Consider the following 15078-nt stretch of genomic DNA (forward strand, 5'->3'; position numbering starts at 1 on the left):
GCCGCAGTGCTCGCACAAGGGTTACATCACTACCATGACCGAACTATCCGCGTTCCCCATCACGAAGAAGTGGCCTGTTGAACATCCGGAGCGGCTTCAGCTCTACTCGCTGCCAACGCCGAATGGCGTGAAGGTGTCGATCATGCTCGAAGAGATCGGTCTGCCGTATGAACCGCATCTCGTGCGTTTTGATACGAACGATCAGATGACGCCCGAGTTCATGTCGCTGAATCCGAACAACAAGATTCCGGCGATCATCGATCCGCACGGCCCCGACGGCAAGCCGTTGCCCCTGTTCGAATCCGGCGCGATCCTGATTTATCTCGCGGACAAGAGCGGCCGGCTGATTCCGAAGGACGCCGCGGGCCGCTATGAAGCGATCCAATGGGTGATGTTCCAGATGGGTGGAATCGGCCCGATGTTCGGCCAGCTGGGTTTCTTCCACAAGTTCGCCGGCAAGGATTATGAAGACAAGCGGCCGCGCGACCGCTATGTCGCGGAGTCGAAGCGTTTGCTCGGCGTGCTGGAGCAGCGTCTCGACGGACGCAACTGGATCATGGGCGACGCTTACTCGATCGCCGATATCGCGACCTTTCCCTGGGTGCGCAACCTGATCGGTTTCTATGAAGCAGGGGATCTGGTCGAGATTCAGGATTTCCCGCATGTGCGGCGGGCGCTGGCTGCGTTCGTCGCGCGTCCCGCGGTGGCGAAGGGGCTGGAGATTCCGCGGCGCGTCTGATTTTCCGGCGTGGCCGGGGGGCGGCGATGGTCGCCTGCGTGGCGGATTAATTCCTATAAACCCGGGCAAATCCGCGACGGCGCTGCGTTTCGGTCAATGCTGCCCGGCGTTCAGCAGCAACCAGACTTGTTGCGGGACGGAGCCCGCGACGATGCGCGCAAACGCGGCGCCGCAGCGGATGCAAGTGAAGTGTTGCTCGGCTTGAGCGTCCTTCACTGCTCCGGCGGCGTTCAATGTCAGGTTCTCGTGTGGCTCGACCGTCGACGGCTGTCCGTAGAGTTCCGCGCACGGCGCGCATGGCTGTATCCAGAGTTCCATTTTGTTGAGCAGGTTAGGTCGTACTATTGTCGCGTTTGCAGCAACAGTGATTTCATGAGTTAGGTATTTACCCGAGGTTGGGCCCCTCCTAGACTACGTCCATGGGTTGCAGGCAAGCAGGTCTGTAGCGCCACACAAAACAATCTCTGGAGGTAGTCATCATGAAATCGCTCATCAAAGCTGTTGCTGTTGCACTCGTTCTCGCCGCTCCGGTCGCATCGTTCGCGCAATCGAACGGGCCTGTGACGCGCGCCCAGGTTCGGGCTGAACTCGTCCAGGTCGAAAAGGCCGGTTATCGACCCGCTGCCGGTAAAGATCCGTACTACCCGGCAGATATTCAGGCAGCTGAAGCACGCGTCGCTGCACAAAATGGTAACGCGCAATCCAGCGGTTATGGTTCGGCTACAAGCGGCTCGGCGCAATCGGGCAGCCGTACCGAGACGACGGTGAGTTCGTACTCGGCGCCGGTGGTCTACGTCGGTCACTAATCGATACGGGTGCGAAGCTCGACCCATCGAGCCTCGGCTCGACTCGTATCGACACGAAACAGGCTCGCTCTCGCAAGGGGATGCGGGCCTGTTTTGTCGTGATCAGGACTCCTCCGTCGTCGGCGTTCCGGCGGCTTCGCCCGGCTTCTTCTGTCCGGGCGGTTTTTCAAGGTTGATTGGCCGCTGCGGGGCTGTGCTTCTTTCGGAAGCGTGTTCGAGAAGCGTTTCGTGGCGAAGAAGTGATCGCGTCCATGCGGAAACGTCCGAAACGTATCGCCGGCTCGGCTCGGTACCGTGCGAGGACTCGATAAGGCGTATAAGAGCGCAGATTCCTGTTTTCGTCTCAAATACGTGACAATAGTTGCTGAAAGCGTTGATGGACCCGACAGAATTTACGTGGCCAGACAGGACGGTGCTTTAGGGCATGTCTTAGGAATTTGTGCTTCGCCGGCGTCCCCAAACAGTCTGGCTTGTATGTAGCGACCGTAGGCAAAATTGACGGCGACAAAAAAGCCCCGCAGCGCAAGGCTATACGGGGCTTTTCTGGGCGAACTTGGGAAATGCTGGCAAGCTGATTGGTCCCCCCGACAGGAATCGAACCTGTATCTAGCGCTTAGGAGGCACTTGTTCTATCCATTGAACTACGGGGAGAGGATAGTTTTAACGGGGTGGATCGGAGCCTTGCTGCTATTGGCTTCCGCCTTGTCCCGTGGGCGTTTCCGGCTTTTCTGCTTCGTCCTAAATGAAGCGCCGAGACAGCTTGTGAACCCTAATTTATACCCGCCTTTGCTACAGATCGACCCTGTAGCAGCGAAAAGTGATCTGGCACTGCTACAGTTTCTGAGACGGGGAAAACCATGGCTTCAATCCTGCCAGTAGGCAGTCGCTGACGTGCCCAAGTACGCAAGCGAGGGCAGAGTATAGCAAAAACGTTCAGAACGAAAGGCGCTGCCGAAGCCTGGGCGTGGGCTAGGGAAGTCGAGATCGATAACGGCCAGAATACGGTCGACGCGGCGACCGTCAAGGTCGGCGAGTTCGTCAGGAAATACCGCGTAGCCCGCGCCGAATCCGGGCGGCCCGTCAAAGAAAAATCAAACGAGGATTACATCCTGCGATGGCTGGAGGATGCGTTCGAAAGTGACTTTGCTTCGAAGCTCACGACGCAACGCATCGTCAAGTTTGCACAGGAACGCAAGGCGGCCGGCGCAGGCGGGTACACGGTCGACACGGATATCTCGAAGCTCGCACCGTCATGCGCCACATGGCGTCATTGCTCGGCCTGACGCTGCCCGATGCAATTGGTGCGGCTTGCCCCACGTTTCACCATCTGCGCCTGATCGATGCCGGCGGCACGCGTGACCGCCGCCCGACAGCCGAAGAAATCGAGAAAATCTTTGCGTGGTTCGCCGAGCATCCGGAGCGCCAGCAGGCCATGCCGGATCTGCTGCGCGTCGCAAGACAGTGTGCGTTCCGCCGTGGCGAACTGTTCAACCTGCGCTGGGATGATATCGACGCTGAGAATCACCTGGCGCTGGTGCGCGATCGCAAGCATCCCCGGCAGAAGATCGGCAACAACGAGTGGCAGTACGCGACGCTATCGATGCGCGTCTTCGCTTCTCCCGCTGGCCGATCAATGATCGCGAGCCTTGTCCGACGTGTTGCGGAAAGGGCTTCTATGAAGAACGGCCATTCACGGAAGTGCCGCACCTGTGCGCGCCTTGCAAAGGCGACGGGAAGGAAACGGCCAACGAATCGGCGCAATGTTTGCGTGAAACATCGATGGAGTACTCGTACGTTAGCACCGTGACTTCCGGCACATTTTCAGCGGAAGCGATCGCGAGGAGTATCCACATGAGCGAGGCGAAATGCCTACCGTGTGCGAAATGTACTCCGGTGAGTTATTGACGTTACTTCATCAGTCATTCGCGTCCGTCGGCATTTGTGCAGATCGCGTCACGAGCACGAATCAAGGAGCTAACCATGCAACAGCCAGACGCACCTAAACCTCTAAGCGCCAAAGTCCCGGTCCGGGCCGTCGCGCGATTGAGTGTGGTAACAAATCGCGGACCTGTGACATCTGGAACAGGTTCGGGGGTTCTGATCGACAGTTACCACGTACTCACCGTTGCACACAATGTGGTGTCTTCTGACGCTGAGAATCCGTGGCTCGCAGCGGCGGTGACCATACGATTGGGCTCGCGCGTCGGGGAGCCTGCTGAGAAGCAGCAGCATTACGCTAAGTGCGTGTTTTGTCCTCAGGCTTTCCCACGGCACAGGAGTTGGGACATCGCCATAGTTCGTCTTGATCGTCCGGTCAAACTCGACAGGTATCCCAAGCTGTGGGTTATCGACTCAGACTCGCCTCATCAGATCTGCATTGCCGGTTTTCCTGGTGGCGATCGTCTTGCAACATCGGAAGGTGAATGGAGCGGCGTCAATCCGGAGGTCAATGCATTGTCATCCATTAATCTTGTCACAGCCCCGGGCTCCAGTGGTTCGCCAATCTTCATGTGGGATGGGGATCAGCCACTCGTGTGCGCAGTGCATAGTGGTCATGCCGAGGACGATAAACAGAAGGTCACTGAAGACAAGTTAGCTATTCTGATTACCCAGGAGACGGCGGAATTTATCTTACGTGTGCTCGCAGCCGGAGATGCCGACTTGGTCAGGGATGGCTTCGTGGTATGGCTTTAGGGTGTAGCCCTGCGACGGAGGGCGACGTTCAAAACGTTTAACAAGTTACCTGGCCTCGCCTGTGCGCGAGGCCTTTCTTATTGGCGTTGGACATGGCGAAAGACAACGAAATCTCGACGCCGGCACAGCTTCCTGCGTCGACGCTTACAGCAGGCGCAGCGCGGATCGCTTTTCACGACAAGGTATTCGAGTCGCGCACGCTGGTGTTTGCCAACGGCACAACACTGGTCGTTGAAAAGAGCACCATAGTGGCTTCCGACGAAGAACAGACCGCCGCGCTTGCCCGCCATCCCGATTTCGAACGCGCCGCGGACGGATCCTGACGATGGGCGCGAGTACGGCGCTGGTCGGCATGGACCGGCAGACAGGGAAGCCCATTACCGGCATCGCGCATCTCGAGCAGAGCCGCCCGTGCGGAACCGCAACTAGAGCGGATTCACCAGATTCGGCCCGTCTATTCCGGGTCTGTTGACGGCGCGGCCGACCTTGAAGAAATCGAATGCCTCGGCGGGCAGTGCGGCAGTGCGTGCGAGCTCGGCTGCGACTTCGGGCGGTGTGGCCGGGTCGAGCCACTGGCGGGCCGTGTCCGCACCGAACACCACCGGCCGCCGGTCGTGCACGTCGACGAGCCCCGCGTCGACCGCGGCAGTAACCAGCACGAAACCATCGCCGGCCTGTTGTTCCGCATCCGGGGCGACGTTGGTCAACGCGGCCATCCACAGCGGTGCGTGGCTTTTCGTACCGATGGCATAGGGCTGCTTGCCGCCGTCGTCGGCCTTGATCCACTCATACCACTGGTCGGCCGGCACGAGAATGCGGCCGTTTTTGAGCATGGGTTTCCACGCCGATGTCAGGAGCTTTTCAACGCGGGCATTGATGATCTGCGGTAGGCCCTTGGCTTGCGCCCAGGCAGGGCGGTAACCCCAATGAACGCGCCTGACGACGCCATCCGGATAGATGACAGGCTGCAGGGTGCCAGGCGATGCATTCCAGCTTGGTGTGTCTTCTGGCGGGCCGTTGCTGCTCAACAGTGGCCAGCGCGTGTCGCGGTCGTTGGCGAGTGGCGTGACATAGTCAATACCGTAGCGGGCGCGGGCGAAACGACCACACATGGCGTGCTCCTCGTCGAGAGGACGGTCGGCGGTGAACCTGACCGGATGATTGCACCATCCGCCTGGCGCCGTCCATCGTGGGCGGTACCAGGTTACTTTGACCTTGCTCAGGCGGACCTGCGCTCAGTTCTTTGCAGGTGTTTTGAGCGGCAGGTAGTGCTCGCTGTCGTACGCGGTGGTGACGGTGTAGCCGTCGCGTTTGCGGATCTTCAGAAAGAACAGAGTAGGCGAGACGCCGGCGGCACCGCCACACGCTTCAGTGTGGTTTTCCCGCACCCGCACCAGAAAGTATTTGCCCTTGTCGGCGGTATCGAAGAGGAGGCACTCGGTCTTGTCTTTCGAGAGACCGTAGGTGCGCGTGATGTCGGCTGCACGGGTGGCTGCGTTATCGTCATTCGTCACCGGTTGCTGGGCGGCGCACGCCTGCGTGCAGACGACGAGGGCTGCTGTGATGATCGCGCGGCGCATCATGGCTCGGTTCTGCGCGAATCATATTGGTCGAGCTTGTGCGCACGGACGATGGCGTTGAGCTTGACTGCGTAAGACGGATCCGTCGCATAGCCGTTGTGGGCGAGCGCATTGGCGAACTGTGAACTGCGGGTGTAGAGAAAGCACGACGCGGAAGCGTGGGTTGTTCCAGAGCATCTGCGCATAGTCGTCGGCGGCATCTTCATAGCTGCCGTAGGCGCGGAAAGCGTCGTCGACAAGTACGATCGGCCGCACACGCTGTTCTACCTGGATCCTCCGTATTGGGAGACCGAAGGCTACGGCGTGCCCATTCCGTATTCTGAATACCTTGAGATGGCTACCCGTCTGCGATTGTTGAAGGGCAGGGCGATCGTAAGCCTCAACGACCATCGGGACATTCGGCGCGCATTCGACGGCTTCCACATTGAGACGGTCGACATCAAGTACACCGTGGGCGGTGGCGGCCGGGAGACCGCGCGGAAGGAGGTGATTATTTTCAGCTGGGATGATGCGGCGCAACCCGCCGGTCTGTTCTGACCGCACTTTATATATCGGCCGTCGGAGGCGCAGAGCGCTCTAGCGCTCTGGAATTTCCGACTCGCTGAATGTAAAGAAGTAAGGAATCTCAAAACGCTCAAAGTTCGGTCGGTCGAAGGTGGGAAGCTGCTCGATGGTCACCGTTTCCGAAAGCGGTGTGCTCGACTCTTGCGCGCGTATTACAAACGTTCGAAGGGCCGTCTGGATGAACTCTCCCAGGCGACCGCCGGTCTCGCTCAACTCATCGATCATGGCTTCCGCACCCGCCACAATGTTGGCAGGCAGAGGAGTGCGGCAAGGTGACTTTGAGGGGCTCAGTTCGACCCCTATGCGCAGATCTCAACATAGCAACCCGGAACGGCCCTTCAACGCGCTTAGCCGGAAAAGCCCGCCGTTAAGTTTATCAGCCGTTCGTGCCGCTTCAGCGAAGTTTCGGGCACAACCAGACGTTCGTTAACCTAACGTCGCTTGTGCAACGGCGGAAGTTACGCAAAATCGGGGCTTAACCGGCTGTTTTCCTTCACCTGCCACCAATCAGAAAACGCACGCGCTGAAAACGTTGGCCGCCGACCATTGGGAAACACAGTAGGGGGAGCATACCGACAAATCAGGTAGACCAGTTCAGGCACGCTCCACACTTGAACTCCGAGTCGTTGACATTCGGCCTTGGATTCTTCGCTCAGGCGATATGTTGTAACTAACACGAGCTGCAATGGCGTCAACATCTGAATGCCAAAATTTCTCCAGATGCCGCTCTCGCTTCTTTGGATGAGCCAACCGCCGACCAATTCGCGTATGTGTGCCGGATTGATCAGCTTTAAGTCGCTTGGGTTTGAGCCAATTGCGGCTTTCGATGAGGCAACGACCATCACGCGATGTCCAGGTCGAATGACCTTGTCACCAATGAGCCCGTCCAGAAACGCGTCCTCGATGTGGATTAGATGATTCCACGCGATGGCGTCAACACCTTGGTCCCCGGAGCCCTTCGTAGCTTCCCCGTAGTGACACGCCTCGGACAAAATAGCTGCCGCCACAACTTCAAGCTTGTGCCCCTTGTCTATTTGCAGCAACTCGCGGCGAATCGCTTGATGTGTCGCAATGCGGGTAAGAAAATCTATGGGATAGTCTGTCGGCAACCCCTTAAGTCGCAGGTATGTGGAGATGCCGGAAATAAGCGTCCGGTTCTGCCGCCCTCTTTGAAAAATGATAAACGACGGCACCTCTCCCTTGTCCCGAAGTAATTCATCGCGCGCACAAGTGAGGTGACCGATGGCCACTGCTCCGGCGCCGGTCGGATCTGGGTCTGGAAATACGCTTGCGCGTTGAATCGCATTTAGACCCAAGACATCTCCGAAAAAATCTTCGACAGACTTTTCCGGTGCATCAACACCAAGCGATCGGGCATGGTCGATCACCCGCTTTATATCTGCATTGGTCAAGGTCATCTTATTCGCCGGACAACGCCTGTATCATGGACAGCATTTTCGCGACCTGCTTTTGCAGTTCCAGCAATCTTTGTTCTGTTTCAGGGGAATCAGTCAGGTCTTCGGAGGTCGTTCGCTTGAGCGTTCTCGTGAAGCTGGCAATTTTTTTAGGTAGGGCTCCCTCCTTCCGCTCTTCGAAGAGAATCTCCGCAGACTTGAAATCGCGATCAATGAGCGACTCTTCAATAGTCGCATCTCCCAGCTTGAGCATGTCGCGAAGCCTGCGGACGGCCACTTCGGCCGACAGTTCCGGCACCAGGTCGTCATCGGTGTCTTGGTCGCCAGACGATGCGCTCCTAAGTCTGGTAATCAGATAATGAAAGAACGCCTGCTCATATTCTTTGTTGAGATATTGCATCTCATCGGCTGACCAACCGAGCCATTGGGATACAACTGGTGCTCGAGCAGCTTCGGAAAACGCGTTGTATGTTAGTGAATGCTCAATGGAATTTGCGCGCTCGAACTTTACAAAGTCCTGATATAAGACGTGAGCCTTGAGATCACGAAGCACCTCCGACTTTTTTCGGCCAAAACGTTCAGCAACGTCTGATACGTCCCAACCCTCATCAAAGATAAGACGCGACTGGAATTCGTATCTGCTTGCGGGCTCCCAGCTTTTGGCACCCATAAGATGCCGCATGCCAATATAAATTTCCGATGCGCGACGATATGCCGCCAACTGTTGCGCCGACTTCCCAATCACAGATCCCTTTAGAACGAAGCATGGAAGGGTTTGCAGCGACTCGCGCACCGTTGGACGCAGTTTTTGAAGAGCGGGGCCATTCTCTTCGATAAGCCTACGTACCGCAGTGACCCTTCGGTTGCCCTCAAGGACAAGGAACTTTTCTCCGTCATATCTCGCGACAATTAGCCGCTCGTGCTTCAAAAATCCATTGTTTGCAATTGAGGCCGCGAGGGAGCCAATGTCGAATCGGGGATCGCCGTTGACGACGTCGAAGAGCTTTTTCTGAATTGAAGGCTGTCCGTATAGTTTAAGTTCCAGATTTCGGAACGTCTCGCCTACGCGCTCTAGCAGCCGGAGATTTTCGGGGTCAAGGAGCAACCGGGCTGGCTCTATCTCCAGAGCGTCACCTTCTGGGAGATCCAAAGCGGGACCTTGAGCGCTATTGATTTCGTCGTCTCGATAGGGGGCTGCATCGGCAGTCGGCTTTCGTCCTGTCGGACGACGAGCGCTAGATTTCGCCGCTACCTTAGCCGTCGCAGGCGAAGACCTACGAGGTGTTGCTGCTGCCTTTTTCGCGGCTGCTCTTGTAGTCATCGAAAAATGTTCTCAAAATTGGGGCGGTTACGCGGCACTGTAAAGCTTTTAGACGGTTCCGCCAATCCTATCTGGAGTAGAGAGGTGGCTGGGCCGTGCGCCGCTCTAATGGAAGAGAGGTGCCATTCGAATGGGCGTTGGCGAGCGCGAGCCGTGACTGCCGAATAGTCGGCTGGTGCTCTAAGAGAGGAAGTTTCGCCTGCTACAGATTTGCTACAGCAATGGTAGCAATCCATATCTGACAGGCCTTGCACCTGTCATTCCACCCCCTGAACTACAGGGAGAGGACCAAGCCGAAATAATCGCTTCAATCCTGCCGGCCGACAAGGTCCGCGAGGATCGGGCGAGTCCCAATTCGCCAGCGAGCGCAGCGTATATCGAACCCGCCGGACGGGAGGAGTGCAGCGAAGCGCCTCTTCCGCAAAGCAAACGGCCCGGCAGGCATCGCCCGCCGGGCCGTCCAGACCGCCTGACGTACCGCGTTCAAGCACCGCACTCAAACGGTGCATCACCGGTTCAATCCAGCAACCTCAAAACTCCACCACCGCAAACTCCGCCTTGCTCACGTCGCACAGCGGGCAGCGCCACTCGTCGGGAATCGCGGCGAAGCGCGTGCCGGGCGCAATGCCTTCTTCGGGCAGGCCTTCTTCCTCGTTGTAGATCCAGCCGCAAATCAGGCAGACCCAGCTCTTGTATTCAGTCACTTCAATTACTTCGCTCACGACGCACTCTTTCTCGGTTCAATACAACAATCCGCCCGTTCTGCCCCTTTTCGGGGCAGCGGCGGCGACCCGCAATAGTACCGGAATTTGCCAAACGGACCTCCGGATACGATGTCGCAGCGCCGCAAACCGCCCGGCGAAACGTCCGCCATCGCGCTGCGAATCGCGTCACGCACTCGGTGTATGCTCTGAGCCGCGGCTTATCTCGACACCGTTCATGCCCGACGCATGGCGTCTTTCGCGACGGCCGGCGTCCGGTGGTTGATCCCGCCACGGCCGTCCGGCGCGCAGCGCATCAAGCCGCTTTCCTCAAAGGAGAAAACGATGTTTAAAAACAAATGGTTGACCGGCGCCGTGCTGGCCGGGTTGCTGGCCGCATCGGGCGTGGCGCAGGCCGAAGGCGTGTCGTTCGTGCAGCCGAAGGACGGCGCAACCGTCAGCAATCCGGTGCACGTGGTGTTCGGCGTCGACGGCATGAAGATCGCGCCGGCTGGCACGATGACCGAAGGCACGGGCCATCATCATCTGCTGATCGACGGCAAGCCGCTCGCCAAGGGCGAAGTCATTCCGGCCAACGACAAGTCGCTGCACTTCGGCAAAGGCCAGACCGAAACCGATCTGACGTTGCCGCCCGGCGACCACACGCTGACGCTGCAATTCGGCGATGGCGCGCACCGTTCGTACGGTCCGGGCATGAGCAAGACCATCACGGTTCACGTGAAATAACCTTGCCGCCCAAACGCTGCTGGACGTGCAAATCCCGTCCGGCAGCGTTTCACGCTCAATATCCGCTCCGCAAGCCGGCCATTCGGCCTATCTCGTCCGGCATACAGGCACTCGCCCGTGCGCCCGGTACAATGAGCAGTTCCGACTCATCGCTGTCTTCTCCAATTCTCCATGTCGCTTTACACCATTACCGGAGCCCAACTGGCCTTCGGTCACGTCGCGCTGCTCGATCACGCGGATTTCTCTCTCGAAGCAGGCGAGCGCGTCGGGCTGATCGGCCGTAATGGCGCGGGCAAGTCGTCGCTGCTGAAGATCGTCGCCGATCTGACCAAGCCTGACGACGGTCTCGTCACGCGTCAGCAGAATCTGACCACGGTCTATGTGCCGCAGGAACCGGAGTTCGATACGGACGATACGGTGTTCGAGGCGGTCGCCGCCGGCCTGACTCACGCTCGCGCGCTGCTGGATGAATACGACGCGGTCGCCGATCAGCTCGCCGATGCGCCGGAAGGTCCCGAGCACGACGCGCTGATGTCGCGGATGAACACGCTGCAATCGTCGCTGGATACCGCGGACGCCTGGAACTGGAGCACGCGCGTCGCCACCACGCTGCAGCAGATCGGCCTGAATGGCGAAGCGCGGGTCGGCTCGCTGTCGGGCGGGATGCAAAAGCGCGTCGCGCTGGCGCGCGCGCTGGTCGTGCAGCCGGATGTGCTGCTGCTGGACGAACCGACCAACCACCTCGACTTCGACGGCATCCGCTGGCTCGAGGAACTGCTGGTTTCGCTGCGCGCGGGGCTGCTGTTCATTACCCACGACCGCGCGTTTCTCGATCGTGTCGCCACGCGTATCGTCGAACTGGATCGCGGGCGTCTGTTGTCGTACCCGGGCAATTTCTCGGCCTATCAGACGCGCAAGGCGCAGCAGCTGGAAATCGAGCGCGTCGAAAACGAAAAGGCCGACAAGCTGCTGGCACAGGAAGAAGTGTGGATTCGCAAAGGTGTGGAAGCACGCCGCACGCGCAGCGTCGGCCGGATCGCGCGGCTCGTGCAGATGCGCAACGAGAGCGCCGAGCGCCGCAACGTGCAGGGCAACGTCAAGCTGGACGTCGGTCAGGGCGAGAAGTCCGGCAAGATCGTCGCCGAACTGACCGACGTGACCAAGCGCTACGGATCGCGCACGGTGGTCGACAAGTTCACGGCCACGGTGATGCGCGGCGACAAGATCGGTTTTGTCGGCCCGAATGGCGCGGGCAAGACCACGCTGCTGAAAATGATTCTCGGCGACCTGCCGCCGGACGAAGGCACGGTGCGCATCGGCACCAACTTGCAGGTGGCGTACTTCGACCAGATGCGCGCGCAGCTGGATCTGGAAAAGAGCCTCGCCGATACGATCAGCCCGGGCAGCGAGTGGGTCGAGGTCAACGGCCAGAGGAAGCACGTGATGAGCTATCTGGGCGACTTCCTGTTTGCGCCGGAGCGCGCGCGATCGCCCGTCAAGTCGCTGTCGGGCGGCGAGCGCAACCGTCTGCTGCTCGCGCGTTTGTTTGCACGGCCGGCCAACGTGCTGGTGCTCGACGAGCCGACCAACGACCTCGACATCCCCACGCTCGAACTGCTCGAAGAACTGCTCACCGACTACGACGGCACCGTGCTGCTGGTCAGCCACGATCGCGCGTTTCTGGATAACGTCGCGACTTCGGTGATTGCCTCGGAGGGTGCGGGCAAGTGGCGCGAGTATGTCGGCGGCTTTACCGACTGGCAGATTCAGCGCGACCGTTCGCAGCAACTCGCCGCCCAGCAGGAAGCGCAGAAAGAGTCCGGCAAGGAGGCTGCGCCGAAAGACAGCGGCGCAGGCCGCAATACGCAGCGCACCGCCAAGCTGTCGTTCAAGGAACAGCGTGAACTCGATGCGCTGCCGGAGAAGATTGCCGCGCTCGAGGCCGAGCAGAAAACCATCGGCACGCAACTCGAAGACGGGTCGATTTTCACGAAGGACCCGCAGGAAGGCACGCGCCTGACCGAGCGCTACGCCGCGATCGACGAGGAACTGCTGATCGCGCTGGAACGCTGGGACGAATTGGAAAACAGGCGCAAGTGATGCACGGGGGCGGCGCGATCGCACATCGCGCCCCCGGGTCAAGCTCAGGTGTCGAAATAGGCCGAACCTGAGCGCTGCCCCTTATCCAAACGGCCAATCTCGCACGCAGTGAATTGCCGCCTGTATCGAAATCAGTAAAATACCCCGCGAACAGGCTTCCCCGGCGTTCGCACCGGCGCAGATGCGGTACAGCCGGCATCGAGCGGCCGTCGAGCGCGCCAAAGGAAGCAAGCGTCAAAACAGCTTGCCCGCACTGCGGGCACCCCACCTAACCCCGTTGTTTCGTTTCGCTTTTTTTGCAAACTCAACGCATTGTCCACGGACCTGTCCACAGGACCTGTGGACAACGATGAACCGACGGACCCGAGTCAACCATGTCTACGAAAAAGCCAAGCGCCGCGTATAGCGAAGCGTCGATCAAGGTGTTGAAGGGCCTGGAGCCGGTCAAGCAACGGCCCGGGATGTACACCCGCACCGAGAATCCGCTGCACATCATTCAGGAAGTTATCGACAACGCATCGGACGAGGCCCTCGGCGGCCACGGCCGGCAAATCACGGTCACGCTGCACGCTGACCACTCCGTCTCGGTCGAAGACGACGGCCGCGGCATTCCGTTCGGCCTGCATCCGGAAGAAGGCGTGCCGGTCGTCGAGATCGTTTTCACGCGCCTGCACGCGGGCGGCAAGTTCGATAAGGCCGCCGGCGGCGCGTACACGTTCTCGGGCGGCCTGCACGGCGTCGGCGTGTCGGTCACCAACGCGCTGTCCACGCGCCTCGACGTCACGGTGTGGCGCGACGGCAAGATCGCCGAACTGAGCTTCGCCAACGGCGACGTCGCCAAACAGCTCGAAGTGCGGCCCGCCACGAAAAGCGACAAGAAGTCCGGCACGCGCGTCACCGCGTGGGCCAATCCGAAATACTTCGATTCGCCGAATCTGCCGTTCGGCGAATTGCAACGCCTGCTGCGCTCGAAAGCGGTGCTGCTGCCGGGCGTGGAAGTCACGCTGGTCAACGAGAAAACCGGCGAGCGGCAAAGCTGGAAATACGAAGACGGTCTGCGCGGCTATCTGCTCGAAGGCATGAACGGCAGCGATCTGCTGATCCCGCTGTTCGAAGGCGAGCGCTACGTCGAAAACTCGCGCACGAGCGAAGAGACCTTCGCCGAAGGCGAGGGCGCAGCGTGGGTCGTCGCGTGGAGCGAAGAAGGTACGCTGATGCGCGAGTCGTACGTCAATCTGATTCCTACACCTGCGGGCGGCACGCATGAATCCGGTTTGCGCGACGGTCTGTACCAGGCGGTGAAGAGCTTCGTCGAATTGCACAATCTGCAGCCGAAGGGCGTCAAGCTGCTCGCCGAAGACGTATTCGCGCGTGTGTCGTTCGTGCTGTCGGCGAAGGTGCTCGATCCGCAGTTCCAAGGGCAGATCAAGGAGCGCCTGAATAGCCGCGACGCGGTGAAGCTGGTGTCGTCGTTCTCGCGTCCGGCGCTGGAGTTGTGGCTGAATCAGCACGTCGAGCACGGCAAGAAACTCGCCGATCTCGTCATCAAGCAGGCGCAGGCGCGCACGCGAGCCGGCCAGAAGGTCGAGAAGCGCAAGAGCTCGGGCGTCGCGGTGCTGCCGGGCAAGCTGACCGACTGCGAATCGACGGAAATCGGCCGCAACGAACTGTTCCTTGTGGAGGGCGACTCGGCGGGCGGTTCGGCGAAGATGGGCCGCGACAAGGAATATCAGGCGATCCTGCCGCTGCGCGGCAAGGTGCTGAACACGTGGGAAACCGAGCGCGACCGCCTGTTCGCGAACAACGAAGTGCACGACATTTCGGTGGCGATCGGCGTCGATCCGCACAGCCCGGACGACAAGGTCGATCTGTCGAATCTGCGCTACGGCAAGATCTGCATCTTGTCGGACGCTGACGTGGACGGCTCGCACATCCAGGTGCTGTTGCTCACGCTGTTCTTCAAGCATTTCCCGCAGCTGATCGAACGCGGTCATGTGTGCGTGGCGCGTCCGCCGCTGTTCCGCGTCGATGCGCCCGCGCGCGGCAAGAAGCCGGCGCAGAAACTCTACGCGCTCGACGAAGGCGAACTCGAAGCGATCCTCGACAAGCTGCGCAAGGACGGCGTGCGTGAAACGCAATGGTCGATCAGCCGCTTCAAGGGCCTCGGCGAGATGAGCGCGGAGCAATTGTGGGACACCACGATGAACCCCGACACGCGGCGGCTGACGCCGGTGGCGCTCGGCGAACTCGACTACGACGCCACGGTCGCGCGCATGACGATGCTGATGGGCAAGGGCGAAGCGGCGTCGCGGCGCAGTTGGCTGGAAGAAAAGGGCAACGAAGTGGAAGCGGATATCTGAGCGCGCGCGTAGCGCATCGGATCGCACGGTAACTTCACGCCAAATACGGAT

General features: G+C 59.7%; 15 protein-coding genes, 1 tRNA gene and 1 pseudogene. 9 read left to right on the forward strand and 8 right to left on the reverse strand.

The window, feature by feature from the left end:
• Nucleotides 1-34: 34 nt before the first annotated feature.
• Nucleotides 35-739 carry a glutathione S-transferase C-terminal domain-containing protein gene (locus AC07WT_RS05050; protein ID WP_494946272.1) on the forward strand — a complete coding sequence of 235 codons (705 nt, stop codon included), beginning with the start codon at nt 35-37 and terminating at the stop codon, nt 737-739.
• Between the two features lie 93 nt (nt 740-832).
• Here AC07WT_RS05050 and AC07WT_RS05055 read toward each other — a convergent pair whose 3' ends face one another.
• The gene (locus AC07WT_RS05055; protein ID WP_492594034.1) at nt 833-1057 is read right to left on the reverse strand and encodes a hypothetical protein; all 225 of its coding nucleotides are present in this window, start codon (nt 1055-1057) and stop codon (nt 833-835) included.
• Nucleotides 1058-1218: 161 nt separating this feature from the next.
• Between AC07WT_RS05055 and AC07WT_RS05060 the strand changes: the two genes are divergently transcribed.
• Nucleotides 1219-1545: a DUF4148 domain-containing protein gene (locus AC07WT_RS05060; protein WP_494946273.1), complete on the forward strand. Its 327-nt coding sequence runs from the start codon at nt 1219-1221 to the stop codon at nt 1543-1545.
• 576 nt (nt 1546-2121) lie between these two features.
• On the opposite strand, the gene AC07WT_RS05065 is transcribed toward AC07WT_RS05060, so the two are convergent.
• Nucleotides 2122-2196 (reverse strand) — tRNA-Arg (locus tag AC07WT_RS05065).
• Between the two features lie 601 nt (nt 2197-2797).
• On the opposite strand from AC07WT_RS05065, the gene AC07WT_RS05070 reads away from it, so the two are divergent.
• From AC07WT_RS05070 to AC07WT_RS05080, 3 genes are all read left to right on the forward strand, one after another.
• Nucleotides 2798-3352, forward strand: a complete 555-nt coding sequence (locus AC07WT_RS05070; RefSeq protein ID WP_494946274.1) for a tyrosine-type recombinase/integrase — start codon at nt 2798-2800, stop codon at nt 3350-3352.
• Nucleotides 3353-3525: 173 nt separating this feature from the next.
• Nucleotides 3526-4239, forward strand: coding sequence for a trypsin-like serine peptidase (locus tag AC07WT_RS05075; RefSeq protein ID WP_494946275.1), 714 nt, complete (start codon nt 3526-3528; stop codon nt 4237-4239).
• Nucleotides 4240-4331: 92 nt separating this feature from the next.
• The gene (locus AC07WT_RS05080; protein ID WP_494946276.1) at nt 4332-4562 is read left to right on the forward strand and encodes a hypothetical protein; all 231 of its coding nucleotides are present in this window, start codon (nt 4332-4334) and stop codon (nt 4560-4562) included.
• A gap of 102 nt (nt 4563-4664) precedes the next feature.
• On the opposite strand, the gene AC07WT_RS05085 is transcribed toward AC07WT_RS05080, so the two are convergent.
• Together AC07WT_RS05085 and AC07WT_RS05090 are read right to left on the reverse strand one after the other, a co-directional pair.
• Complete coding sequence (locus AC07WT_RS05085; protein ID WP_494946277.1) at nt 4665-5351, reverse strand: SOS response-associated peptidase; 687 nt, start codon at nt 5349-5351, stop codon at nt 4665-4667.
• 123 nt (nt 5352-5474) lie between these two features.
• Nucleotides 5475-5819: a hypothetical protein gene (locus tag AC07WT_RS05090; RefSeq protein WP_494946278.1), complete on the reverse strand. Its 345-nt coding sequence runs from the start codon at nt 5817-5819 to the stop codon at nt 5475-5477.
• A 234-nt stretch (nt 5820-6053) separates the two neighbouring features.
• Here AC07WT_RS05090 and AC07WT_RS05095 point away from each other — a divergent pair.
• Nucleotides 6054-6356, forward strand: a pseudogene (locus tag AC07WT_RS05095) (DNA adenine methylase); the annotation flags it as partial.
• Nucleotides 6357-6395: 39 nt separating this feature from the next.
• On the opposite strand, the gene AC07WT_RS05100 reads toward AC07WT_RS05095, so the two are convergent.
• The 4 genes from AC07WT_RS05100 to AC07WT_RS05115 all read right to left on the reverse strand — a co-directional run bounded on the left by AC07WT_RS05100 (nt 6396) and on the right by AC07WT_RS05115 (nt 9841).
• On the reverse strand, nt 6396-6608 hold the full coding sequence (locus AC07WT_RS05100; protein ID WP_494946279.1) for a hypothetical protein: 213 nt from the start codon (nt 6606-6608) through the stop codon (nt 6396-6398).
• Nucleotides 6609-6841: 233 nt separating this feature from the next.
• On the reverse strand, nt 6842-7801 hold the full coding sequence (locus AC07WT_RS05105; protein WP_494946280.1) for a hypothetical protein: 960 nt from the start codon (nt 7799-7801) through the stop codon (nt 6842-6844).
• 1 nt (nt 7802) lies between these two features.
• Complete coding sequence (locus tag AC07WT_RS05110) at nt 7803-8948, reverse strand: hypothetical protein (protein ID WP_494946281.1); 1146 nt, start codon at nt 8946-8948, stop codon at nt 7803-7805.
• Between the two features lie 701 nt (nt 8949-9649).
• Nucleotides 9650-9841 (reverse strand): rubredoxin, encoded by a 192-nt coding sequence (locus tag AC07WT_RS05115; RefSeq protein ID WP_492596128.1) that lies wholly within the window; start codon nt 9839-9841, stop codon nt 9650-9652.
• 324 nt (nt 9842-10165) lie between these two features.
• On the opposite strand from AC07WT_RS05115, the gene AC07WT_RS05120 reads away from it, so the two are divergent.
• From AC07WT_RS05120 to AC07WT_RS05130, 3 genes are all read left to right on the forward strand, one after another.
• On the forward strand, nt 10166-10567 hold the full coding sequence (locus AC07WT_RS05120; RefSeq protein ID WP_494946282.1) for a DUF4399 domain-containing protein: 402 nt from the start codon (nt 10166-10168) through the stop codon (nt 10565-10567).
• Nucleotides 10568-10738: 171 nt separating this feature from the next.
• Entirely contained in the window at nt 10739-12667 is a 1929-nt protein-coding gene (locus tag AC07WT_RS05125) for an ATP-binding cassette domain-containing protein (protein WP_494946283.1), read from the forward strand.
• A gap of 374 nt (nt 12668-13041) precedes the next feature.
• The gene (locus AC07WT_RS05130; RefSeq protein WP_494946284.1) at nt 13042-15027 is read left to right on the forward strand and encodes a DNA topoisomerase IV subunit B; all 1986 of its coding nucleotides are present in this window, start codon (nt 13042-13044) and stop codon (nt 15025-15027) included.
• The last annotated feature ends 51 nt before the right edge of the window (nt 15028-15078 follow it).

The organism is Paraburkholderia sp. GW821-FHT02A12 (assembly GCF_059422005.1).